At 72.4% G+C, this 24,168-nt stretch carries 18 protein-coding genes; 5 read left to right on the top strand and 13 right to left on the bottom strand.

Translation table 11 applies throughout. The features are described 5' to 3' along the window. Nucleotide 1: 1 nt before the first annotated feature. Together K8638_RS11795 and K8638_RS11790 are read right to left on the bottom strand one after the other, a co-directional pair. Nucleotides 2-1,090: an FHA domain-containing protein gene (locus tag K8638_RS11795; RefSeq protein ID WP_223754576.1), complete on the bottom strand. Its 1,089-nt coding sequence runs from the start codon at nt 1,088-1,090 to the stop codon at nt 2-4. Nucleotides 1,091-1,124: 34 nt separating this feature from the next. Then, nucleotides 1,125-2,192: a tetratricopeptide repeat protein gene (locus K8638_RS11790; RefSeq protein WP_223754575.1), complete on the bottom strand. Its 1,068-nt coding sequence runs from the start codon at nt 2,190-2,192 to the stop codon at nt 1,125-1,127. Nucleotides 2,193-2,292: 100 nt separating this feature from the next. Between K8638_RS11790 and K8638_RS11785 the strand changes: the two genes are divergently transcribed. Then, nucleotides 2,293-2,811, top strand: coding sequence for an outer membrane beta-barrel protein (locus tag K8638_RS11785; RefSeq protein ID WP_223754574.1), 519 nt, complete (start codon nt 2,293-2,295; stop codon nt 2,809-2,811). 3 nt (nt 2,812-2,814) lie between these two features. Here K8638_RS11785 and K8638_RS11780 read toward each other — a convergent pair whose 3' ends face one another. Beyond that, on the bottom strand, nt 2,815-3,615 hold the full coding sequence (locus K8638_RS11780; protein WP_223754573.1) for an RDD family protein: 801 nt from the start codon (nt 3,613-3,615) through the stop codon (nt 2,815-2,817). Between the two features lie 207 nt (nt 3,616-3,822). On the opposite strand from K8638_RS11780, the gene K8638_RS11775 reads away from it, so the two are divergent. After that, nucleotides 3,823-6,954 carry a cyclic nucleotide-binding domain-containing protein gene (locus K8638_RS11775; protein ID WP_223754572.1) on the top strand — a complete coding sequence of 1,044 codons (3,132 nt, stop codon included), beginning with the start codon at nt 3,823-3,825 and terminating at the stop codon, nt 6,952-6,954. A 6-nt stretch (nt 6,955-6,960) separates the two neighbouring features. Here K8638_RS11775 and K8638_RS11770 read toward each other — a convergent pair whose 3' ends face one another. Then, nucleotides 6,961-8,478 carry a hypothetical protein gene (locus K8638_RS11770; protein WP_223754571.1) on the bottom strand — a complete coding sequence of 506 codons (1,518 nt, stop codon included), beginning with the start codon at nt 8,476-8,478 and terminating at the stop codon, nt 6,961-6,963. A gap of 160 nt (nt 8,479-8,638) precedes the next feature. On the opposite strand from K8638_RS11770, the gene K8638_RS11765 reads away from it, so the two are divergent. Beyond that, complete coding sequence (locus tag K8638_RS11765) at nt 8,639-10,207, top strand: bifunctional UDP-sugar hydrolase/5'-nucleotidase (RefSeq protein ID WP_223754570.1); 1,569 nt, start codon at nt 8,639-8,641, stop codon at nt 10,205-10,207. An 82-nt stretch (nt 10,208-10,289) separates the two neighbouring features. Here the strand turns inward: K8638_RS11765 and K8638_RS11760 are convergent, their stop codons facing one another. Next, a complete protein-coding gene (locus K8638_RS11760; protein ID WP_223754569.1) occupies nt 10,290-11,795 on the bottom strand; it encodes a lipopolysaccharide assembly protein LapB in 1,506 nt (501 codons plus the stop codon). A 73-nt stretch (nt 11,796-11,868) separates the two neighbouring features. Between K8638_RS11760 and K8638_RS11755 the strand changes: the two genes are divergently transcribed. Beyond that, a complete protein-coding gene (locus tag K8638_RS11755) occupies nt 11,869-12,891 on the top strand; it encodes a stage II sporulation protein M (protein ID WP_223754568.1) in 1,023 nt (340 codons plus the stop codon). Continuing rightward, entirely contained in the window at nt 12,857-13,348 is a 492-nt protein-coding gene (locus tag K8638_RS11750; protein WP_370643957.1) for an inorganic diphosphatase, read from the top strand. Before K8638_RS11755 ends, K8638_RS11750 begins: the two co-directional genes overlap by 35 nt. On the opposite strand, the gene K8638_RS11745 is transcribed toward K8638_RS11750, so the two are convergent. The 8 genes from K8638_RS11745 to sppA all read right to left on the bottom strand — a co-directional run bounded on the left by K8638_RS11745 (nt 13,293) and on the right by sppA (nt 24,145). Beyond that, a complete protein-coding gene (locus K8638_RS11745) occupies nt 13,293-13,808 on the bottom strand; it encodes a GNAT family N-acetyltransferase (RefSeq protein WP_223754566.1) in 516 nt (171 codons plus the stop codon). The two genes, K8638_RS11750 and K8638_RS11745, sit on opposite strands and share 56 nt — an antisense overlap. A gap of 10 nt (nt 13,809-13,818) precedes the next feature. Then, nucleotides 13,819-15,126, bottom strand: a complete 1,308-nt coding sequence (locus K8638_RS11740) for a DUF58 domain-containing protein (RefSeq protein WP_223754565.1) — start codon at nt 15,124-15,126, stop codon at nt 13,819-13,821. Beyond that, nucleotides 15,123-16,121, bottom strand: coding sequence for a MoxR family ATPase (locus K8638_RS11735; protein WP_223754564.1), 999 nt, complete (start codon nt 16,119-16,121; stop codon nt 15,123-15,125). Before K8638_RS11735 ends, K8638_RS11740 begins: the two co-directional genes overlap by 4 nt. After that, nucleotides 16,118-17,398 (bottom strand): DUF4350 domain-containing protein, encoded by a 1,281-nt coding sequence (locus K8638_RS11730; protein WP_223754563.1) that lies wholly within the window; start codon nt 17,396-17,398, stop codon nt 16,118-16,120. Before K8638_RS11730 ends, K8638_RS11735 begins: the two co-directional genes overlap by 4 nt. Beyond that, complete coding sequence (locus K8638_RS11725) at nt 17,391-19,550, bottom strand: DUF4129 domain-containing protein (protein ID WP_223754562.1); 2,160 nt, start codon at nt 19,548-19,550, stop codon at nt 17,391-17,393. The genes K8638_RS11730 and K8638_RS11725 overlap by 8 nt, the downstream gene beginning before the upstream one ends. A 3-nt stretch (nt 19,551-19,553) precedes the next feature. Further along, the gene (locus K8638_RS11720; protein WP_223754561.1) at nt 19,554-19,823 is read right to left on the bottom strand and encodes a hypothetical protein; all 270 of its coding nucleotides are present in this window, start codon (nt 19,821-19,823) and stop codon (nt 19,554-19,556) included. Nucleotides 19,824-19,875: 52 nt separating this feature from the next. After that, entirely contained in the window at nt 19,876-21,432 is a 1,557-nt protein-coding gene (rho, locus tag K8638_RS11715; protein ID WP_223754560.1) for a transcription termination factor Rho, read from the bottom strand. Between the two features lie 235 nt (nt 21,433-21,667). Then, nucleotides 21,668-24,145 carry a signal peptide peptidase SppA gene (sppA, locus tag K8638_RS11710; protein WP_223754559.1) on the bottom strand — a complete coding sequence of 826 codons (2,478 nt, stop codon included), beginning with the start codon at nt 24,143-24,145 and terminating at the stop codon, nt 21,668-21,670. Between the last annotated feature and the right edge of the window lie 23 nt (nt 24,146-24,168).

Genomic DNA, 24,168 nt, shown 5'->3' with positions numbered 1-24,168 from the left:
CTCAGGCGCCGGCGAGCACGGCAATCATCAGCACCAGGAAGAGCAGCCCCACCACGCCCATCACCACGAGCGGGACGAGCTTCTTCTTGTCCTTGAAGGCGGAGACCGCGCCGCCGCCTTCCTCGTCGGGGACGGAGACCTCCGCGGACGGGGAGACGGGCTCCTCGGACGGAGAGGCGTCGGCGTCCGGTGAGGGCTCCTCGGCGGCGGAGGCGGCGTCCGCGGGCTCCGAGGGGGCAGGCTCCTCGGCGGCAGGCGCCTCCGGCTCGGGCTCGGCGGGGGGCTCCTCCACCGCCTTCACCTCCCGGCGCGACACCGCGGGGGCGCGCGAGGGGGAGGGCGGCGGCGGGGCCTTTACTTCCGTGGACAGCTGGACGGACTCTTCCGCGGGCTCGGACGGGTCCACATAGAGGAAGCGGATGCCGCCCACCTCCAGCTCGTCGCTGTCCTTGAGGGCCTTGCGGTTCACCCGCTTCTTGTTGACCTTGATGCCGTTGCGGCTGCCCAGGTCCTCCACGTGGGTGCCGGACCAGTCACGGCGAATCTTCGCGTGCTTGCGGGAGACCAGGTCGTCCTTGAGGACGATGTCCGCCTCGTGCTCGTCGCGCCCGAAGACGAGCTCCATGGCGTCGCCAATCTCGATGCGCTCGCCCTCGCGCGGGCCATTCATGAAGCGCAGGTAGCGCTCCTCGCTGGACGCGAGCCCGCGCATGGCGTCCTTCACCATGCCGCGGGCGATGAAGGACGTCTTCTCCGAGTTGACGTCGGCGTTCAGCTCGGTGATGCGGTCGAACTTCACGTCGTACTGGGCAATGGCGATGACGTCGCCGTTGCGGAGCAGCCGCTTCTCGCCCTTGGGCAGCGGCTTGCCGTTGACCTGGGTGCCATAGGCACTGCCCAGGTCCTCCAGGAAGAAGAGGGTGCCTTCCTGGCAGATACGCGCGTGGTTGCGCGACACCGCCTGCTGGGGCAGCACCACCTGGCAGGCCTTGTCCCGGCCCAGGGTGATGACCGCCTCGTCGAGGACGACCTCGGTGCTCGGGGCGGCGCCTGCCTCGCTGCGCTGCGTGACAGTCAGACGGACGCTCATCTCGGAGGGTGCACGGACGGAGGGAGGCGGAGCTTCAGAAGGTGGCGTCGCTGAGGTACTTCTCGCACGTCTGGTACTCGGTAGGGAATTCCTCGGAGGTCCCATACTTCAGGAAGTTCTTGCAGGCCACCTCGGCATGCTCGCGCTTGTGGGCTTCGGAGAAGATCTGGAAGAGGCCGTAGTGACAGGGGGCGAACTTCCCGTCCAGCTTGACGCACTTGCGGTACGTGCCCTCCTCCTCGGCGAGCAGGCCCTTCTCGCGGTACTGGCGGGCGAGCATGTAGAGGGCGGGGGCGGAGTTCTCCGCCTGCTGGGTGTCCTTCAGTTCCTTGAAGGCGGCGTCGGTGAGAGCCGCCTTGCGCTGGGCGAGGGAGAGGTTGTTGATGCAGCTGCTGTTGCTGGGCTCCAGGCGCGTGCAGTTGGCGAAGGCCTCACGGGCCTCGGCGAAGCGGCTGAGCTCCATCAGCGCGGTGCCCAGGTCGTGCCACTTGTGGGGGGCGTCCGGGGTGAGCTGCACCGCCTGGGTGAGGTGCTCCACCGCCTGGTCGAACTCGTTCTCCGAGTAGGCGATGATGCCCAGGGTGTGGTGGGCGTCTGACAGGCCGGGATTCACCGCGAGCAGGGTGCGCAGCTCCTTCTTTGCCTCCGTAGTCCTCTTCATCTTCATCAGGACGAAGGCGAGGCTGTAGCGCGTCTCCATGTTGTCCGGGTTGACCTTCAGGGCGCGGCGGAGGTTGTCGTGCGCCTTTCCGTACGCGCCCTCCTCGGTATAGATGATGCCGAGGTTCTGGTACGCCTGCAGGTGCTCCTGGTTGTAGCGGAGCGCCTTGATGAAGTGCTTCTTGGCGTCGTCCTTGCGGCCGCTGTACATGGCGATGATGCCCTTGTTGGCCCACAGGTCCGCGTACTGGGGGGAGAACTCCAGGCCCAGGTCGCAGTAGGTCTCCGCGCGCACCAGCTCCCCCTTGGAGAGCTCCTGGGCGCAGAGCTCGTTGTTGATGAGGGCGCGCTCATGGGGCGGCGGGGTGGTGACGCAGGCCGCGAGGGGAAGGGTGGAGATCAGGGACAGCGCGGTGGCGAGTGCGAGTCGGCTCGGACGCATGGCCGGCCGAGTGTAGGAGAGCGGGCGCACCCGAGGCAACGCCCCGAGGGGGCGGCTCCGGGGCTGTTTTCCGGGGCCCGCACCGGTAGAGTTGCGGCCCATGCGTACCCTGCTCTGCACCGTTGCATTCACCCTGGCCCTTCTCGGGGCCGCCCCCGCGCACGCCCAGTTCGCCAACCGCAGCCTGGGCCTGTCGCTGGGCTACATGGACTTCCACCGGACCGCCGGCCTGGACCGGGCGTTCTTCCTCGGCATCGACGCCAGCCTCTACATCGAGAACGGCTTCGAGGTGGTGTCGCTGTCGAAGATCGCCCTGCCGCAGGACACCACGGCGGAAAACAACGAGCGGGTGGTGGGCCTCGCGCCGTCCCTCGGCATCCGCTACCTCTTCTCCGAGGAGTCCATCCGCCCGTACGTCGGGACGGACATCAGCTACCTGGCCATCTTCAAGGAGAGCGTGAACAACCTCGTGGGCGTGGGCCCCAACGTGGGCGTGGACTTCTTCACGTCGGACTCGGTGAGCCTGGGCCTCCGCGCCCAGTACAACTTCTACCTGGCGCTCAACGAGAAGGTGCAGACGTCCCTGGCGCTGTCGGCCGGCGCGGCGGCGTACTTCTAGGCCTCACCCCAGGACCCGGGCGCGAGGCGCGGGAGCGCGCGCGTCCGGGCGCGGCACCAGGGCGGCGGCCACCAGCAGCGTCCACTTCTCGTCCGAGAGGTGGGCGGGCTTCTCCATGGCCAGCGCGTCCTGGAGCCGCGCGCCCAGCGCGGAGAACAGCCGCAGCCGGGCCTCCATGCGCAGCTCCTCGCGGCGCATGGCCGCGGACAGCACCAGCTCCCGCTCCTCGGTGGACAGCCGCTTCACCCGCGACACGAAGAGCGGATCCGCCAACAGTCCCTCCTCGCCGCTGGCGCCCAGGGCGGACGGCACGCGGAGGCGGCGCTCGCGCACGACGATGGTGCCCGCGAGCATGTCTCCCAGCCGCTGGTGGGAGCCGGAGACGAGCGCGGAGAGCCCACCCACCAGGTAGAAGAGGGGCAGCCGGTCCACGGGCCGCGCCAGGTTGCGCAGCGCCGCGTGGTAGAAGCCGATGCGCACGCCGCTCTCCTGGATGACACGCAGGGAGAGCGCGCGCTTGCCCACCGTCTGCCCGCTCCACGCCGTCTCCAGGGCGATGGAGTAGCCCCACTCCACCAGGAAGAAGACGACGATGCCCAGCGCGCTGCCGAAGCCCTCGAAGGCCAGCGAGACGACGCCGAGCCCCATCATGATGGCCATGGAGATGCCGCCGACGATGAGGCCGTCCAGGAGCCACGCCAGGAAACGCGAGTAGATGCCCGCGAGGGTGAAGCGGAACTCCACGTACTCCGGGGTGAGCACCGTGTGGGTGCCGTCCAGCAGCGTGTCGGTGGCGGTCGTCACGCCGGCAGTCTAGCCCCACCGGGGGCGGCCGGGCGGCCCTCGACGGGACTTCCTCGCGGCTCCAACGATTTCAGTGGCGTGGCGGAATTCGGGTGGCAGCGTTCCGGGAGTGTCCGGGGGAGGGCGGAGGGCAGGCGGGCATGCCGGAGTGCGTCAGGGTTATTCGTGGCTGTCCGGGGGGTAGGGTAGTCTCCGACGCCTTCCACCGTGGCCGCCACCGACTCCTCATCCTGGAACCGCCGACTCTGGCCGGCGGCCGCCTTCCAGTTCGCCCTCATCGCGGGGGTGACGCAGCTCAAGACGACGGCGAACGCGCTGGTGCTGTCGCGCTTCGAGTCGCAGGCGTTGCCCTACCTGTACCTGATGGGCGCGCTGATGACGGCGGCGCTGACGGTGCTGCCTCGCTCGAGGCCCGGCTCGCCGCTGGAGTCGCCGGGGGTGCTGACGGGACTGGGCGGGGTGGTGACGCTGGGGCTGGCGGCGGCGCTGTCCGCGGGGCAGCGGATGCCGGCGCTGGCGCTGTACCTCTTCGCGGACACCTTCTCCACGTACGTGTCCTTCCGCTTCTGGGGGCGGATGGCGTCCGCGTTCGACGCGCGCGAGGCGCGAAGGGCCTTCACCGCGCTCAACGGCTTCGCCATGGGCGGCGGCATCGTCGGCGGGCTCCTGGTGCAGGGGCTCGCCGAGAAGCTGGGCACACCGGCCATGGTGGTGAGCGGGGCGCTGGGCCTGCTGGCCGCGGGCGCCATCTTCCACCACCTCTACAAGGGCGCGCCGCCACCGCCGCCGCGCCCGCGCGCCTCGGCGTCCTTCATGGGGTGGAGCTACCTGGCGGAGAGCCCCTACGCGCAGGTGCTGGCGGCGCTGGGCATCGCCTTCGCGGTGCTGTCCTCCTTCGTGGACTACCTCTTCCGGCTGCGGCTGGAGGGCACCATGAGCGAGGACGCGCTGGCGGCGCTCTTCGGCTCGCTGCAGCTGTGGATTGGCCTGTTCTGCGTGGCCTTCCAGCTGCTGCTGGCGCAGCGGCTGCTGAAGCGGCTGGGGCTTCTGCGCTACGTGGCGCTGGTGCCGCTGGTGCTGGCGCCGCTGGCGGGCGCGACGCTCGTCACGCCCTCGCTGTGGCCGGTGCACCTGCTGCGGCTGGTGGAGACGGCGGTGAGCTACTCCATCCTCCCGGTGGGCATCCAGCTGCTGTACGCGGCGGTGCCGGACGACCAGCGCGAGGGGCTGCGCGCGTCGGTGGACGGGCTGTTGCGCAAGGGCGGCGTGGTGGTGGCGGGCCTCCTGCTCATCGGCGCGGGGCGCGGGGCCAACGGCGTCACCATGGCGGTGGCGGTGGTGGGCATGTGCGCCGCGCTGGGGGTGCTGCTGGTGCGGCTCAAGCCGGCCTACCTGGCGGCGCTGGGCGAGCAGGTGGGGGCGCCGGAAGAGGAGGAGGTGGAGCTGGAGGGTGAGGAGGAGCAGCGGCTCCTGGCGGAGGCGCTGGCCGCGCCCGCGCCGGAGCGGGTGCTGCGCGCGGTGGACATGATGCAGCAGGCGGACGTGCCGCTGCGGCCGTACCTGCCGGCGCTGCTGCGCCACCCGCATGAGCGCGTGCTGGAGCGCGGCGTGTCCCTGGCCCTGGCGCTGGAGGCGCACGAGCTGGCGCCGGTGCTGGAGCGGCTGGTGGAGGAGGGCCCCCGGAGGCCCCGGGACCAGGCCGTGTGGGCGCTGGCGCGGCTGTCGCCGGAGCGGGCCGAGCGGCTGCTGCCGGCGCTGCTCGGCCACCCGGACGTGGGGCTGCGGTGCGCGGCCATTGGCGCGCTCCTGAAGTCGACGGGGAGCGCCGCGGCGCTGGCGGCCCTGCAGGCCCTGCTGGCCCGGGGCGAGGGGGCGCCGGAGGCGGAGCGGCGCGAGGTGGCGCGGCTGTTGGGGCGGCTCCAGGACACGCGCTTCGCGGGGCCGCTGGCGCGGTACCTGGAGGACACGGACCCCACCGTGCGGCGCGTGGCGCTGGCCGCGGTGGGCGAGGGCGGCTACGTGGAGCTGGCGCCGCGCCTGCTGCCCTTCCTTACCTGGCGCGAGGAGCGCAAGACGGCGCGCGAGGCGCTGGTGGCGCTCGGGGACGCGGTGACGCCGCTGGTGGAGGAGCAGCTCAACAACAAGGGCGCGCCGCTGGCCATGCGCCTGCAGCTTCCCCGCGTGCTGCGCGGCATCGGCACGCCGGCGGCGCTGGACGCGCTGCTCTTCTCCAACGTGCGAGACGACGCCTCGCTGCACTTCCGCATCGGCGCGCAGCTGTCGCGCCTGCGCGACGAGCACCCCGAGCACCCGGTGGACGTGGAGCGCGTGCGCGAGGCGGTGGGGCGCAGGCGCGAGGTGTACCGCTCGCTGGTGGGCGCCTTCCGCGACGTGCGCGCGGCGCTGGGGGACGACTCGCTGCTCACCCGCGCGGTGGGAGACCGGCTGGACCAGGCGCTGGAGCTGTCCTTCTTCCTGCTGGGCCTGCTGCACCCGTCCCAGGTGATGCGCGGCATCCACTACAACCTGGTGGGCAAGGACGCGCGGCGGCGGGCGCTGGCGCTGGAGCTGCTGGAGAACCTGGCCTCGGAAGAGGAGCGGGAGCTGGTGATGGAGCAGGTGGAGGCCCACCACCGCGAGCTGCCTCCCGGAGCGCCGGGCCGCCTGTGGCGGCGGCTGGCGGCGCTGGTGCAGAGCGAGGACGTGGTGCTGCGCGCGTGCGCCCGCCACGTGGCGCGGGTGAACGGGCTGAACGTGCTCCCGCAGGAGGGTGACTTGAGCGACAGGACTGTCCAACGGATGTTCGCGCTGGAGGGCGTGAGCGTCTTCTCCCAGAGCGACGTGGACGACCTGGCGGCCATCGCCGCCGTGGCGCGCGAGGCCTCCTACAAGGCCGGCGAGCGCATCTACGCGCAGGGCGACCCGGGCGACGCGCTCTACGTCATCGTCGAGGGCGCGGTGGACGCCTTCTACGACGGCGAGCACGTGCTGCGCTTCCAGGGCAAGCAGGCCTTCGGAGAAATCAGCCTCCTGGACGGCGCGCCCCGTCCCACGGACATGGTGGCCGCGGTGGACACGCGCGTGCTCATCATCGACCGGCGCGACTTCCTCGACCTGCTCGCGGACCGCCCGGAACTGCTCACCGGCTTCTTCCGCGCGGTGGGCCTCCAGCTCCAGAAGCTCATCGCCCTGCCCGACTCGCGCGAGACGGGGGAGCGCCTGGAGATGACCGCCCCGCAGCCCATCGAGGCGCCGATGCTGCCCTCGGGCCCGGTCCCCGAGCCCAGCGAGACGAATGAGGTCATCGAGGCGGCCCGGGAGCGCTCTCGCGGCGAGTGAGGCGCTTCAGGCTCCCGTCTCACCCGCCGGAATCATGGGCTTCTCCGGGGGAGGGTTGAGGGCGGCCCTGGCGGCGGCCTCCTCCGCGAGCAGGTGCGCGGAGGCGACGGGGATGAGCGGCCGGATGAAGAACTTCATCGGCGGGAAGGTGCCGATGAAGCGGACCACCGCCAGCCCCGCGAAGGCCCAGGGATGGCGCTCCACCGTGGCCACCGGTGCGAGGACCTCCTGGGTGCGGCGCGCCCAGAACGCGCCGTAACGCTGCAGTACGCCCCAGCGCAGTCCGGGCACCCGCGTGGTGAGCCAGGTCCAGGTGCGCAGGAACCACGGGGGATGCGGCGAGGCGGGAGCTTCCCAGGCACGCGCGCTCTTGGCGGCCGTGAAGACCACCAGCCAGTACGCGCCCCAGGCCGTGCTCAGCGCGGAGAGCACGGCGCTGTTGCACAGGACGGGCGCCGAGAGGACGAGCAGGGCCGGGAAGCCCACCGCGAACAGCAGCATCGCCCGCCAGCGCCGCTTCACCTTCTTGCGGAGCCACGCGAGGTCGACGTGCACGCGCGGCACGATGGGCTCGTCCTCCGGCTCCACCCCGGTGAGCAGGCTGGCCTCGCGGGCGATGACGTCGTGGTACTCCCGCGACAGCGCGATGACCACCCATTGCGAGAACTGGAGCGCCGCGAACAGCGCCGCCCAGAAGGCGAGGCCCTCCAGGGAGATGTCCTGCCCCGTCAAGGTGGCGTCTCCCACCTGGAGCTTCACCCTGGGCGCTCTCCGGGGAGCATCGCCCTCCTCGGTCACGGCCGTGCCGCCGTCGCCGTCTTCCAGGTGGACCGCCTCGAACATCAGCGCGGCGATGGCCTGCGCGAGGGAGGAGCCCGCGTCGAGCCCCTGCGCCGCCGCCTCCACCTCGCGAACCCGCTGGTCGAGCCGCGCCTCGGCCTCGGCCAGCGTCCGTTTCCGGGGGCGGCCCATCGTGGTGCCGCCATCCGCCGCGTGCGCGGCCGTCGTCCGCTGGCGTCCTCCGCTCGCGTCTGCCGTGCCCTCCGTCGCGGTGCCGCCATCCGCCGCGTGCGCGGCCGTCATCCGCGGGGGCGCTCCACCCGCGTCCGCCGCCATCGAGGGCGCGGCCCCGTCATCCTGCCGCCCCGCGCCTGGCTGCCGGAGGGCGACGCCCGCCTCCTTCGTGCGTCGAGCCGCCCGGGCCTCGGCCTCGCGCAGGTGCCGGGCCGCCGCGGCCGCCGCTTCCCGGAGCTCCTCCGCCCGCCGCACGTCCTCCGTGCGTGTCTGCCGCCGGTCCGCCTCCTCCACGGCCTCGTGGCCGCAGCTCATCCAGCCCAGGGCCAGGGCGAGGGCCGCCACCGTCTGGTACAGGCCCACGCGAATGTAGAGCTTCCGCGCCACCGTGTCCGCCAGCAGCGCCCGCGCCAGGTGGAACGGAAGGCTCAGCCCGTGGAAGAACTGCCGGACCCGCCCCGGAGGCCGCTGCCGGCCCCGAAGGTGGAAGTGTTCCGCACCCCCTCTCACCTCTTTCCAGAGTTCCCCGGCCAGGCTCTCGCCACGGTCAGCGAATCCCCGCTTCGCGGGCCTGCCACCCCGGTCCTCCGGTGAGGACGGGCCTTGCTCACCGTCGCGGTCCGACACGGGGTCACCGTAGCACGAGCCGAGTTGTGCTAAAGGCGCGGCTGTGCGAACGAACCTTCCCCGCTTCTTCCCGCGTCCCCTCCGCCAGCCGCGGCTGTCCGGCGTGCTGGTCCTCGCTCTCGGCGCCCTCACCGGCTGTGAGAAGAGCAACCCCACGCCTCCGCCCGCTCCGGTGGAGCAGCCCGCGGCCGCCAAGGCGCCCGTGGCTCCGGCCGTCCCCAGCGAGGTGACGTTGCTCGTCACCGGCGGCGCCTTCGGCCAGCTCCTGCCCACCGAGGGCAAGGGCGGCGCGGCGGAGCTGCTCGGCCACTGGGCTTCGGAGGAGAAGCACTGTCCCGGCCCGGTGAAGGACGGCCAGGCCACCTGCGCCGACTCCGGCACGCTGGCGCTCGCCACCGGTGACCACTGGAACGGCCCGGCCATCTCCTCCTTCTTCCTGGGCACGCCCACCGCCGAGGTCATGGGCCGCATGGGCTTCGCGGCCTCCGCCATGGGCAACCACGAGCTGGCCTTCGGCAAGGAGGCCTTCCTCAAGAACCGCGCCGCGGGCGGCTTCCCGTTCCTCGCCGCCAACCTCAAGGTGAAGGACCCGGCGCTGGCGGGCGACCTGTCCCTTCCCCCGTTCCAGGTGTTCGAGCGCCGCGGGCTCAAGGTGGGCGTGGTGGGCCTGGCCTCGGAGAAGACGGTGCGCACGGCCATGGCCGGCCGCGCCGAGGGCCTGGAGGTGACGGGCTACGAGGAGGCCCTCGACCTCGCCGTTCCCGAGGCCCGCAAGGCCGGTGCGGACGTGGTGGTGGTGCTGGCCGACACGTGCGTCACCGAGCTGCAGCCGGTGGTGGCGAAGCACGCCGACTGGAAGCTGGCGCTGGTGGCCGGTGGCCGCTGCCCGCAGCCGGTGGACGTGAAGGAGGGCGGCACCGCCTTCGTGTCGCTGGACCGCGGCTTCGGCAAGTACCTGCGCGCGCACCTCAAGTTCGACCCGGCGAAGCCGGCGGGCGAGAAGGTGACGGAGCTGGACACGAAGCTCGTCGAGGTGTCGGGCGGCACGCCGGACGCGGAGACGGCGCAGCTCGTGGCCAAGTGGAAGGCGCAGCTCGACGAGGTGCTGGGCCAGCAGATCGGCTTCACCAAGGCGGGCATTCCCCAGGCCTCCCCGCAGATGGCGAAGTGGGTGGCGGGCGCGGTGCGCGAGGTGCTCGGCACGGACGGGGCCATCCTCAACAAGGGCGGCATCCGTGGAGACCTGCCGGCCGGCGCCGTCACGCGCGGCAGCATCTACTCGGTGATGCCCTTCGAGAACACGCTCCTGGTGGTGAACGTCAAGGGCGAGGACCTGGCCAAGCAGCTCGCCAACCCCAACGCGCTCGTCGCCGGCTTCACCGCCGCCGGGAAGGACAAGTTCAAGGACGCCAAGGGCAAGGCCCTGGACCCGAAGAAGGAGTACACCGTGGCCACGGTGGAGTACCTCTACTTCGGCGGTGACGGCTTCGAGTTCGAGAAGCTGGACCCCGAGCCCACCGAGACGGGCATGGCCTGGCAGACGCCGGTGGTGGAGTGGACGAAGGGCAAGGAGTCCAGCGAGAAGAAGCCGCTGGAGAAGCAGCTGAAGTAGGCCGCTCCCTCGCGCTTCACGCAAGGCGCCGGATGGACTCCCTCGTGAGTCCACCGGCGCTTCGCCGTTTCAGGGCACCCGCTCAGGGGGCCGTGGGGGGCGGAGTGGAGGCCGTGCCGCAGACGGCCTCGTAGCGGGCCAGCGCGTCGTGGACGGTGCGCCGCAGCCGCTCGGGCGTGCTCTCGTGGAGCATGTCCGCCGCGAGCTGCTGCGCGGAGAGCGCCTCCTGGCAGCGGCCGAGCTGGAAGAGGATGGTGGACCAGGTGTCGAGCACCGCCGGGTTGCCCGGGGCCAGCGCCAGGGCACGCCGGGCCGCGTCCAGCCCCTTCTCCGGCTGCGAGGTGCGCGCGTAGAACCCGGCCAGGCCGTTCTGCGCGCTCACGCTGTCCGGCTGCAGCTCCACCGCGCGCAGCCGCGCGGCCTCCTGCTCCTCGGAGGTGTTGCCCGCGGCGTCCAGCGCCTGGGCCAGCGCGTCCCAGGCCTGCCCGCTGTCCGGGTGCCGCTCCACCAGCTGCCGTGCGAGCTCCAGCCGGCGGTACGGGTCCACCGTGGAGCGGATGCGGAGCAGGTTGGCGGTGACGTTGCCCGGGTTCTCCCTCAGCGCCTGGGCCATCTCCCGCTCGGCCTTCTCGAGCCGCTCCTCGGGCGGCGTGGCCCCGGGGGTAATCAGGAAGAGCTGGGCGCGGATGACGTGCACCTCCGAGGCCTCCATGGGCCGTGTGTGCACGGGGCTGGTGATGGGGGGCAGCGGGGCGATGATGGTGGGGTAGGTGACGTGGGGCCCGCCGTGGACGTAGCCGTGGAGCTGCCCGGCCAGGTCCTCCACGCCGCGGAAGGACTCCTCCCAGGCCTGGCGGGGCTCCTCGCCGCGCATGAGCCGCGTCTGGAAGTCCTCGAAGCGCTCGCCGTGCCGGCTGATGAAGAAGTGCACCCACAGCCAGGAGGACGCGTAGTACTGCCGCGACTCGGCGGTGCTGAGCAGTCCCTTGCCGTCCCACTCCCACAGCTCGTCCAGGGTGCGCCAGCCGCTGCGGCGCACGTGGCTGTAGAAGGGGACGTGCAGCCCTCCGAGGATGACCTGCTGCTGCTCCGGCCGGAGGCGGATGGACTCCAGCCAGGCCGCCAGCCCCTCGGACAGCCAGCGTGGCTGGCGCACCAGCGCGAACTCCGACAGGTAGTGCGTCAGCTCGTGCGCCTGGGTGCCCGGGTCCGCCGGGTCCTCGCTGAGCGCGTAGGCGTTGCCGGCCAGCACCAGCACCGGGCCGTCGGAGGTGGAGGCGGAGAAGCCCGCCAGGCGGACGCTGGTGAACTCCTCCAGCGCGTGCTGGTTGCGCAGGACGATGACCTCCACCGTGCCCGGCGGGTCGAAGCTTCCGCTCCAGGCCTGGAGCAGGCCCTGCCGCAGCAGCTCCAGCTCCCGCGTCGCCTCCTCGGCGGTCTCCGTGTCCAGGTTCGTGCGGACGCTGAAGTGCGGGCTGCGCACCTCCACCCAGGGGTGGCCTCCCTCCAGGGGACACAGGGCGCGCATGCCGCTGCACCCCGACAGCACGGCCAGCACCCACCCCAGGACCACCGTCCGACACGTCATGCGCCCTGTTTTCCCACAACGCCGCTTCCGAGGGCAGGGAGGGGGGCTCGCGCCTGGGCTAGAATGTCTGGCCATGGAGATGGCGGAGTTCATCGAGTCGCGCCGGCCGCGCTGGGAGCAACTGGAGTCGCTGCTGGACCGGTCCGAGTCCCACGGCCTGCGGGGCTTGAGCCTGGAGGAGGCGCGGACGCTGGGCAAGCTGTACCGGGCCGTCTCCAGCGACCTGCTGTGGGTGCGCGCGCGCAGCGGCTCGGCGGACGTGAGCGCCTACCTCAACGATTTGGTGGGCCGGGCCTATGCGCTGACCTACCCGGGGCGCCGGCCGCGGCTGGCGGACGTGTGGGGCTTCGTCGCCCGGGGCTTCCCCGCCCTGATGCGCCGCGAGTGGCGCATGTACGTGGCCTCCCTGCTGATGCTGCTGGCGGGCGTGGGCTTCGGCTACCTGGGGATGCTGGTGGACCCGGACGCCGCGCACTACCTGGTGCCCGCCGAGCACCTGGAGCTGGACCCCGTGAAGCGCGCCGCGGACGAGGCGGCGGGAGATGGGATGACGGCGGGGCAGCAGGCCGAGTTCTCCTCGTTCCTCTTCACCCACAACATCCAGGTGGCCTTCCTGGCGTTCGCGCTGGGAATCACGATGGGGCTGGGCACGGCGGTGATGCTGTTCGTCAACGGCCTGTTCCTGGGCGCGCTGGCGCAGGTGTACGCGGCGAAGGGCCTGGCGGGCTGGTTCTGGGCGTGGATTCTTCCGCATGGCATTCCGGAGATAACGGCCATCTGCATCGCGGGCGCCGCGGGGCTGGTGATTGCGCGTGGAATGGTGGCTCCCCGGGGGCTGCCCCGTGGACAGGCCCTGCGGAAGGAGGCTGTGACGGCGGTGAAGCTGCTGTTCGGCACGCTCGCCCTGTTCGTGCTGGCGGGCTTCATCGAGGGCACCGTGTCGCAAATCCACCCGCCGAAGCTGTCGGTGCTGTTCAAGGTGACGTTCGCGCTCACCGTGGGCGCGGGCGTGTACGCGTACCTGCTGTCGGACTGGCTGCGCGGTGGCGGTGTGGCCGCGGATGACGACGGGAGCGGGCGTGTCCCGACGGCTTGACCTTCCTCCGCTGCCCTCCGAGCCGGAGGTCCTCATCGAGTGCCCCCGCTTCTCCTTCGTGAAGCGGCGCGCGGATGGGACGGTGGACTTCGTGTCGCCGCTGCCGTGCCCGTATAACTACGGCAGCATCCCGGGCCTGGTGTCGGATGACGGCGACCCGCTCGACGCGGTGGTGCTGGGGGCCCGGCTGCCACGCGGGCAGCGGGTGCGCGTGCCCGTGGTGGGCGTGCTCGGCTTCATCGACGAGGGCAGGGGAGACCCGAAGGTGGTGTGCAGCGCCGGGCCCATGAGCGCCGCAGAGCGCGCCGGGCTGGAGCGCTTCTTCCGCGTCTACGCCTTCTTCAAACGCGGCCTGCACCGCGTGCGCGGCAACGTGCCGGAGACGCGCTTCGTCGGGTGGCTCACGCCAGGGGCTTCGACATCCGCAGCACGCGGTACTCGAGCACGCCCTGCTTGATGGGCCCCACCCACAGTTCCTCGCGGAAGCCCATGCGCGTCCAAAAGCGCAGCGCATCCGGGTTCTGCTCCGCCACACCGAGCCGCAGCAGCAGCGCGCCCTGTCCGCGCAGCCACGCCTCATACGCCCGGATGACGGCCTCGCCGCGCCCGTGCCCTCGCACCTCGGGCGCCAGCAGCATCAGCCCCAGGTACCACTCCGCCGGGGCGGGGAAGTCGAACACGGACTCCAGGATGCCCACCAGCTTCCCGCCCGAGTCCCTCAGCGCCGTCAGGTGGCCGCCTCCCGCCGTCGGCGGACGCTCCGAGGGCATCACCTTCGCCTCGTCGGGCAGCGCCGGCCTGCCATAGCAGCGCTGGAAGAAGTCCTCGCAGCGCTCCAGCAGGGGCTGGAACAGCTCCACGTCAGCGTCGGGCACGTGCTCGGCGGTGAGGTCCGCAGCCTGGAAGAGGTGGCTCATGGACGTGCAGCTACAGCACGCCGCGCGCCTTGATGTCCAGATAGCGGTTGACGGCCGCGAGGCTCAATTCATCCGGCTGCACGTCCATCATCTGCACGCCGCCCTGGCTCACCCGGGCCTTGAGCACCTCGCGGTCCATGAGCAGCTCGGAGGCCACCGCCTGCTGGAACGCCTCCTCAGGGCCGGGCGGTTGCGTGCGCAGCAGCTTCTGCAACGCGGTGTCCTTCACCGACAGACACAGGGGCACATGCCGCCGCGCCAGCCGGTGCAGGGGGGCCACCATGGTGGAGGCCTGCTCCTCGTCGAGGAAGTCGGTGAAGACGCACAGCAGGCTGCGCCGCGTGAGGCGGACGTTCAGCTCCTTGAAGAGCGCCAGGTAGTCCACGTACGTGAGGCTGGGCGTGGTGGAGTAGAGCGCGTCCACCATCTTCCGGTACTGCCCGCGCCCGGCCGCCGGAGGCAGGTACGTCTTCACGCCGTCCGCGAAGACGGCCAGCCCCACCCTGTCGCCATTGCGCACCGCCACGAAGGCCAGGAACAGGGCCGCGTTCACCGCGTGGTCCAGCTTGGTGAGGCCGTCCACCTGCGCGGCCATGGAGCGGCCCGCGTCCACGCAGATGAGGATGGACTGCGAGCGCTCGGACTCCATCACCCGCGTCACCGGCCGGTTGCGCCGCGCGGTGGCCTTCCAGTCCACGTCGCGCACGCTGTCGCCCTGGGCGTAGTCGCGCAGCCGGGCGAACTCGCTGCCGCGCCCATCGCGCCGGAGCTGGCGCAGGCCCAGGTTGACCAAATCGAGCGCCGCGCCCGACAGCAGCAGCCGGCTGGCCCCTCGCAGGTCCGGGTACACGGAGATGGACGTGGCGGCGGGGAACACGCGCTCGTGGAAGACGAGCCCCAGCGGCCCGCGCACCCGCACGTGCACGTCCCCGAAGTCGAAGCGGCCCCGCTTCGCGGGCGTCACCCGGTACACCCAGCGCGCCTCGCTGTCCGGCGGCAGCTCCAGGGGGGCCTCGTCCGGAGTCGCGGTGAAGGACTCCGGCACGTCGTCCTTCACCCGCACGTCCACCGTGCCCGCGCCCCGGTGCACCAGCCGCACCTCCACCTTGTTGGGCACACCGACGTTGAGCCGCTGCGGCAGCACCCGGCGCACCTCCAGCCGCACCCTCCGGGCGGAGATGACGTCCAGCGCCGCCAGCGCCAGCGCCAGCGCGTCCAGCGCCAGCACGGCGCCGCCGATGGACGGGACGAAGCCCGCGGCCATCATCGGCAGCGCCAGCAGCGCCAGCAGCACCCAGAGGCGCGCGGTGGGAATCAACGCGGGACCTCCACCCCCTGCACCACCTCGCGCAGCACGTCCGAGGGCGTGGCCCCGTCCAGCTCCGCGTCCGGCGACAGCAGCAGGCGGTGCTTCAGCACCGGTCCGGCCAGGAAGCGCACGTCGTCCGGCGTGACGAAGCCGCGCCCGCGCAGCGCCGCCAGCGCCTTGGCCGCCAGGAGCAGGTGCACGCCCGCGCGAGGGCCCGCGCCCAGGCGGATGCGGCTGGACGTGCGCGTGGCCGCCACCAGCTTGCGGACGTAGCCCAGCACCGGCGGCTCCACCGTCACCTCGTTGAGCGCCGTCCGCGCCGCCAGCAGGCCGTCCTTCGTCACCGCCGCGTTGACACCCGCGCGCGCCAGGTCACCCGAGTCGAAGCCGCGGTGCACCGAGGCCAGAATCGCGTCCTCCTCCTCCGGCGCCGGGTAGCCCACCTCAATCTTCAGCAGGAAGCGGTCGAGCTGCGCCTCGGGGAGCGGGTAGGTGCCCTCGGACTCCACGGGGTTCTGCGTGGCGAACACCGTGAAGAGCGGGGACAGCGCCAGGTTGCGTCCCTCCAGCGACACGCCGCGCTCCTGCATGGCCTCCAGCAGCGCGGACTGCGTCTTGGCGGGGGCTCGGTTGATTTCGTCCGCCAGCAGCAGGTCCGTGAAGATGGGGCCGCGCACCAGCACGAAGGCCTGCGACTTCAGGTCGAAGACGCTGGTGCCGAGGATGTCCGCGGGCATCAGGTCCGGGGTGAACTGGATGCGCTTGAAGTCCGCGCCGATGCTGCGCGACAGGGCCTTGGCCATCAGCGTCTTGGCCACGCCGGGCACGCCCTCCAGCAGCACGTGGCCGCCGGCGATGAGGCCGCAGAGCATCAGCTCCAGGGCCTCGTCCTGGCCGACCACGGCCTTGCGCACCTCGTACAGCACGCCCTCGCGGATGGCGTGGGCGGCCTGCACGGCGGTGCCGTTCGAGGCGAAGGTAGGGGCGGTATCGGTGACGCTCATGTCGTTCCGGGAGGGTTGCGCCGGCCGGTGCCGGCGGAGTGGAGGCGTTGCCGCAGCCCGGCCGCGCTGGCGGCGAGCTGCTGGAGGTCCTTGTCGCTGCCCACCGTGTCCGCCTGGGCGGCCACGGCCTTGAGTCCCCGGGCGAGGTCCGCGCGGCCACGCTCCCGCAGCCCATCCGCCACGGTGTTGGCGGGGGAGTGCGGAGGCAGGCCGGCATGCAGGGCCAGCTCCTGGGTGACGCCCCGGGCGATGAGGTTGGCGGCGAAGGCGTGGTGCCGGCCCTCGCGGTACAGGCGGCCCATGGCGAAGAGGGCGTCGGTGGCGCCCACGCGGGCGGACTCGGGCGGCGGGCGCGGGCGGCCGAAGCGCCGGAGCGACACGGACCACAGCACCACGCCGAGCAGCAACTGCGCCACCGCGAAGTGCAGGCCGTAGCGCCGCGCGAAGTCCACCACCGAGCGCTCGTCGGTGAAGCCGTGGTGGAACTCGTCGAACTCGTAGGGGCCCGGACCCAGCGCGGCCAGCGCGCTCAGCCAGAACTGGGCGTTGTCCGCGCGGGCCAGCGCACGGTTCATGGCCAGCTCCGGCGCGCCCACCACCAGCACCCGGCCCAGGCCGTGGGGCACCACCGCCGCCACCACCTGGCCCAGCCGGTCATCCTCCAGCACCGGCACCGCGCCCGCGGGCAGCGTCAGGTACGCCTGCACCCTGGCCTCCACCCGCTCCACGCCCAGCGTGTACGGGGTGGGCAGCGGGGGCACCAGCGTGCGCATGGGCAGGGTGGTGTCCGCCTTGACGAGCTTCACCGCCAGGGCATCCAGCAGCGGGTTCTCCCGCGAGCCCCACGGCACGTACACCAGCGTGCCGCCGCCGCGCACGTGCTCCAGCAGCTTCTCGTGCTCATCGTCGTCCAGCGCGGCGGCGCGGAAGGCGTTGAAGCCGGTGCGCGGCACGTTCTCGTCTTCCAGCCCGGCATCGGGCTCGGCGGCCAGGCGGGTCTGGTCCGGGTCCTCCTCGTACGCGCCCTCCACCTCCACCGCGAGCAGCACCGGCGTCCCGGGGCCGGAGAGGACGCGCAGGTCCGCCATGCGGCGGCTCACGGGCAGGCCGCTCTCCTGGGCCAGCAGGAAGAGGGCGCGCGCGCCGTCCTCCTGGGCGCGATACGTGGACAGCGTGTCGGCGAACTCTCCGCGCCTGGCGCCTTGCACCAGGAAGGTGCCGAGCACGACGGTGAGCACCAGTCCGCCGACCACCAGCAGCGGGAAACGGTCACGCACCGGCGGCCTCCGGTCGCGCGGGCGCGGCCAGCAGCGGCTCGGTGAGGGCGCGGAACTCCCGGTAGCCCTCCGCGCCCACCGGCACGTTGCCGTACCACGCGAAGTCGAAGCGCCGCGTCAGCTCACGGAAAGGGGACTTCCATTCCGCGCGGCCGCGGAACTGGCGCAGGTAGTCCCAGTTGCTCAGCGTCACGTCGTAGAGGATGGCGCCGTCGCGGTGCAGCCGCGACAGCAGCGCGAGGTACAGGCTGCGCACCGCCTCGCGGTACTCGCCCCGGGCGGCCAGCTCGTCGGCCAGGTGGGCCCAGCCCTCGGGCGGACGGGACAGCGCATGCGCCGGGTCGCCCGCCAGCGTCGCGGCGTGCACCGTGGACACCTCCAGCCCCGCGCCGGCCGCGCCCTTCGCGTCCTTCCGGAAGTACCTCAGGAGCAGCGCGCCCAGCACCCCCAGCGTCAGGGTGACGAGCAGCACCACCAGCACGTTGGCCACGTCACCTCCGCTGACGAGCGGGGGCTTCAGGTCCCGCGGAGGCGGTGCCGGGTCTCGCTGGAAGAGCTTCTTGAGCAGCTCGCCCAGCCAGTCGATGAAGCGCCGCCACCAGCCCGGAGGCTCCGCGGGAGGCTTGGGCTCGTCGGTGGTCTCCGCCCTGGGCGGCGCCACCGCGAACTCCGGCCGCGCCAGGATGTCCGTCGCGCGCGCCGAGGCGGCCCGGGCATCCGCCCGAGCCTGGGCGCTGACAGTCTCGGTGGTCTGCGTGAGGCCCTGCTCCAGCGTCGCCAGCGCCGAGTCACAGTCCTCGTCGTCCCACGCCTGCCGCTCCACGGTGCGCACCCAGCGGTCCAGCTTGCCCGCCTCCGTGGGGCCCAGCGCGCTCACCGACTCGAAGCGGTTGTCCTCGCCGGGGCCGGTGCCCTCGCATGCCTCCGCCACCGCGCCCAGCCGCTTCACGGCGTCACGGCCCGAGGCGACCGGCGCGTTCGCGTCCTTCGGAGGAAGTCCGCGAGGGGCCGCCACAGTGGGGGCCGGCGCGTCCTCGGGGACTGCCAGGTTCCCGGTCTCCTCGTCCTCCGCCAGCACCGTGTCGTGCGGCACGTCTCCGGCCTCGATGGCCTCCAGGTCCTCGGCCGCCTCGTCCTGCGGCGGCGCCGAGTCGTCCTGCGCATCTCCGGCCTCGGGAGTCTCCGCCGAGTCTCCCAGCGTATCTTCGAAGTCGCTCTGCGCCACGAGGACGCGGGCCCGCGTCTCCTCCCGCGCCTGCGCCGGGCTCGCCGCCAGCAGGCCCAGGCCGAGCACCAGCGCCAGCCCCGCGGCGCTCCGGGAGCCCGGCGCACCCAGCGGCCGGCCCGTGCTCCTCGCGGGGAGCTGCTGCACGGCGGCCAGCAAGTCCAGCCCCTCCTGCCGCACGCGTCCGTCCACCAGCAGCAGCGTGGCCACGGCGGCGCGCACCGGCTCGAAGAGGGCGAACGTCGTCACCGCCAGGAACAGCACCCAGGGCGGGGTGTCCAGCGACGCGAAGCGCTCGGCGAACGTCAAGTCGATGCCCACCAGCTTCCGCCCGAGGAACAGCGCGAAGTTGATGGCGATGTGCAGGTTGAAGAAGCCCAGCAGTTGCACGCCCATGAGGAAGCGCACCGCCGTGGCGGTTCCGCGCGCCGGGCCCAGCAGCCGTGAGCACATTCCATACAGCCGCAGGGGGCTGCCCTTGCCCTGCATCACCGCCGCGTAGCCCACGCCCTGCGCGGACAGCACGAAGAAGCCGATGCCCAGCGTCAGCGTCAGCATCAGCACGTTGAACGTGAAGAGGTACGCCACGGCGATGAAGAGGCCGGGCGCTCGGCCCAGCGCGGCCTTCAGCGAGCCCCACGCGGAGGGCTCGCCCCGCGTGCCCAGCAGTACTTCCTGCACGTGGTGGCAGGCCGCGCCCTGGCACAGCCCCCGGAGGAACCACGCCAGGGTCAGCGCCAGCGAGGGCAGCGCCAGCGGCCGGCCCATGCGCACGGCTTCCGCCAGGTACAGCGCCGCGGCGACGACGGCCGTGCCGCCGGGCAGGGTGAGGGCCCACACGCCGGCATTGCGCGAGCACAGCCGCAACGCCGCGTCCATCAAGGCCACCGCGCCCCGGGGGCGCAGCTCGAGCGCGGAGACGGCCATGCGCTAGCTCGCCGCCACCTGGGCCACCAGCAGGATGGCACCCCAGACGAGCGCCATCCCCACCAACGCCAGCATCACGTTCCCCACCGTCCACTCCCGCCGCTCACCCGGGCCCTCCAGCGCCTTGAGGCGCTTGTCCAGGCAGCTCGCGCAGCGGTTGATGCCCTCGAACTGCGTGGTGCACTCCCGGCAGATGACGCGCCGGCACTCCACGCAGACGCCGAGGCCGGCGCGCTCCGGGTGGTAGTGGCAGCGGCCCGAGCCCTGAATCATGACGCCACCTTACGCAAACCCGGGCCCGCCGCACCACCCCCCGTGGGGAGGACTACAGCTCGTCGAGGAACTCGTCGTTGTACGTGTAGCGCGACAGCCGCTTGACGAGCGCCTCCATCGCCTCCACCGGCTTCACGGCGAAGAGCATCTGCCGCAGCTTCTTCACCTTCTCGTACTCGCGCAGCGTGAAGAGCTTCTCCTCCTTGCGCGTGCCGGACTGGGCGATGTTGATGGCGGGGAAGACACGCTTTTCCGCGAGCAGCCGGTCCAGCGTGACTTCCGAGTTACCGGTGCCCTTGAACTCCTCGAAGATGACCTCGTCCATGCGGCTGCCGGTGTCGATGAGCGCCGTGCCGATGATGGTCAGCGAGCCGGCCTCCTCCGTGGCGCGCGCGGCGCCGAAGATGCGCTTGGGGCGCTCCAGGGCGCGGCTGTCCACGCCGCCCGACAGCGTGCGGCCGGAGTTGTCGACCTCCTTGTTGAAGGCGCGGGCGAGGCGGGTAATCGAGTCGAGCAGAATCACCACGTCCTTGCCGGACTCCACCAGCCGGCGGGCGCGCTCCAGGGCGAGCTCCGCCACCTTGAGGTGGTCCCCCGTGGGCCGGTCCGAGCTGGACGCCAGCACCTCCGCCTTGATGCTGCGGCGCATGTCCGTCACTTCCTCGGGGCGCTCGTCGATGAGCACCACCATGACGTGACACTCGGGGTGGTTGGTGAGGATGGCCTGCGCGATGCGCTGGAGCATGATGGTCTTCCCCGTCTTGGGCGGGGCGACGATGAGCGCGCGCTGGCCCTTGCCGATGGGGGCAATCAGGTCCAGCACCCGCGTCACCATCTCCTTGTGGCCGTGCTCCAGCTTGAGCCGCTCGGTGGGGTCCACCGACGTCAGGTCCGCGAAGTGGGGCAGCCGGGGCGCGCCGTCCAGCGGGCGGCCGTCCACGGTGTCCACCTTCTGGATGATGCCCTTGTTGCCGCGCATCTGCGCGAAGGCGGTGAGGTACTGGCCCTGCCGCAGGCGCAGCTTCTGCACCAGGTTCTTCGGCAGCTCCGGGTCATCCGGCGCCGCCAGCAGGTTGCGCTTGAGCTGCCGGAGGAAGGCGTTGGGGCCCTTGGCCTCCGTGTCCAGCACGCCCTCCACGGGCGCCAGGTTGGCCTGCGCCGCGACGTCCCGCTGCTGCTGGCCGCCGTGCTGCTGGCGGTGCTGATGGTGGTGTTGCTGCTGCGGCGGCTGGCCGCCCTGCTGCTGCTGTTGCTGCTGCTGGGCCTGGCGCTGCCGGTACTGCTCCAGCTCCTGCGGCGTCAGGAACACCTGCACCTGCTGGCCATCCGGCCCCGCCTGCATCCGGTAGGCCTGACCCTCCGGGGTGAAGAGGACCTGTGCGCCACGACGACGGCGGCGGCGGCGGCGGCGGCGCCCGCCCGCCTGCCCGGGCTGCCCGGGGGCGCCGCCCTGGACGGCGCCTCCCGCGCCCGCCTCGCCTTCGTCGGGGCCCTCGTCGTCGCCCTCGTCGCCGCCGTCGTCATCCGCTTCGGGCGGAGGCGCCGGGCGGGCGGCCATGGGCATCGGGGGGGCATCACGAGGGTCGCGGTTCTCGGAATTTTCGCTCATGAGGTTTCCAGACTGCGCGCGTCCCATTCAGGCCGTCCCGAAGGGAGGGCGGGGACGCGGGGTGACTCAGGCTGTGGGACAGGGTGCCGGACGCGGGGCCTTGAAACGAGCAGGCCGAACCGCCGGTCCCTGGAGCACCCTGGCGGCCCGGTGGCCGTCCGGGGTGCATGGGTAACACTAACAGAGGCCGGGGGCGGCGCCGCCGGTTTTTTCACCCCCTGTTGGGCGGTGGACCTCACTCCACGGTGAGGGTGAAGGGCATCATCGCCTTCATCCCCGGGCGCAGCCGCTCCAGGTCCAGTCCGGCGCCACGCGCCAGCGCCCGGAGGGGCTCGGGGATGGCCGGCGGGGGCTCCGGCAGCAGGGCGAGCGCCGCCCGCACGCCCGGCTCCCCGCCCAGCCCGGAGAAGAAGCCCCGCGCCTCGCCCATCACCACCACGTCCAGGTCCTCGTCGGCGGGCACGCCGGCCCGCGTCCGCGCGGCCTCCACCGCGTCCTGCAGGCCGCCCAGCCGGTCCACCAGCCCCCGCGCCAGCGCGTCCTGGCCGCTCCACACCCGGCCCCGCGCCACCGCGTCCACCTTCGCCTTGTCCAGCTTCCGCCGGGCGGCCACCTCGGTGATGAAGAGGTCGTACGAGGCATCCGCCCATGCCTGCGCCGCGGCCTGCTCCTCGGGCGTCCACGGGCGCCACGTGTCGAACATGTCCGCCAGCGGCGCCCGGGTGAGGCTCTCCTGGTAGACGCCCAGCTTCTCCCCCAGCAGCCCCTGGAGGGCGGGCTTGATGTAGTAGACGCCGATGCTGCCGGTAATCGTGGGGGCCAGGGCGAGCACCTCGTGCGCGCCCATGGCGGCGTAGTAGCCGCCGGACGCCGCGAAGTCCCCCATGGAGGCGATGACGGGCTTGTGCTGCGCCGCCTCCAGCACCGCCTGGTACATCAGGTGCGAGGCCAGCACGTCACCACCGCCCGAGTCCACGCGCACGACGATGGCCACCACGGACGCGTCATCCCGGGCCCGCTCCAGCGCGCGGATGACCGTCTCGGCGCCGGCAATCTGGCTGAAGCCCAGCGGGTCCTCCCGGCTGCGGCCTCCGGAGATGGTGCCAATCACCGGCACCACGGCGATGCGGCGCCGGCTGCCCCAGCGTCCCTCGCGCTCGTCCCGGGGCGCGTAGGTGGTGCTGAAGCGGCCCCCCGGCACCAGCTCCCGCACCTTCGCGTCCAGCTCCGTGGGGAGGATGACGCCGTCCAGGAAGCCCAGCGCGTGGGCCTGCTTCGCGTTGGCCAGGCCCGTGGCCCACAGCTCCCGCAGCCGCTCCGGTGGCTGCTTGCGCGACGCCGCCACGCCCTTCTCGTACCAGGCCACCTGCGCGTCCAGGTACGCATTCACGGACTCCCGCCACGGCTCGCTGGGCTCGGTGGAGGCCACCTGCTCGGTGGCCGCCTTGTACTGGCCCACGCGCGCCACGTCCCAGTGCACGCCCAGCTTCTGCATCGTCCCGCCCAGCGTCTGCAGGTGGGCGGTGAGCCCGTTGATGGGCAGCATCGCCTCCGGCACCGCGTAGACCCGGTCCGCCGCCGAGGCCACGAAGTAGCCCCGGTCATCCGCTGACAGCAGCACCGCCATCACCCGCTTGCCGGAGGCGCGCAGCTTCAGCACCGCCTGGCGCAGCTCCTCCGCCTTGCCCCAGTCCACCCCGGGCAGGCCCTCCATCTTCAGCAGCACGCCGGACAGCCGCTCGTCCTTCGCGGCCAGGTCCAGCCAGCGCGACAGCCGCAGGTACGGGTCCGTATCCCTCGCTCCCAGCAGCGTCAGCAGCGGGCTGGTGCCGCCGGCCAGCATGTCGTTGAGGTCCAGCATCGTCACCACGCCGCCGGGCGGGCGCAGGGCGCGGTAGCTCTCGCTGGACAGGCGCAGCGCCACCACGTGGTCCGTGCCATCCTCCGCGCCGCCCGCCGCGTAGGTGAGGCCCACGTTCGACGTGTCCACCGTCAGCCCCAGCTGGAGCGCCAGCGGCACCCCTTCGGTGAAGCCGTGGGACACGCCCGCGCCCAGCCGCAGGCCCGGAATCACCTCCGCGTTCAGCGTGTACGTGGCCTGCCCGCGCCGGAAGTCCCCTTCCGAGAAGAGCCAGTCCACGCCCAGCGTGTAGCGCTCATCCAGCGGCCGCACGCCCAGGCCCAGGTTGTACTTCCGCTTCAGCTCCACGTCCCCCTCGTCGGGCGCGTTGATGTCGCGCACCACCGCCGCCAGCGACAGCGCGCGCGCCGGCCGCGCGGTGAGGCCCAGGTCGAAGCTGGACAAATCATCGATGTCGCCGTCGTCCGAGCTGAAGTCGTGCCATGCGCCGCCGAGCTGCAGCGTGCGCGAGCCCAGCGACAGGCCCAGCGACGTCCTGCGGTAGTCCGGCTCCGCGCGGCCGCGAATCCACTCCATGGACGCGCCGGCGCCCAGGCCCAGGAAACGCGTGGCCAGGAAGACGCCGTCACCCACCCCGTCGCGCGCGAGGTTGCGCTCGTGCAGGTAGAAGAGCTGGCTGCCGCCCAGGTAGCCCAGGCCCGCGGGGTTGAGGGAGAGGGCGGTGGCCTCGTCCACCAGGGCCGCGCCGGTGGGCGGCAGCGTCACCCCTCGCGAGGGCACGGGGGGCTGGACGATGGCGCCCGTCTGGGCGAGCGCGAGGGACGGCAGGAGCAGGAGGGCGAAGAGGCGCATACGCCCCGGGACTCTAGGCGCCG

This window comes from Myxococcus sp. RHSTA-1-4, assembly GCF_020037125.1.
GTDB lineage: Bacteria > Myxococcota > Myxococcia > Myxococcales > Myxococcaceae > Myxococcus.
This window is presented reverse-complemented; position numbering and strand designations above follow the sequence as displayed.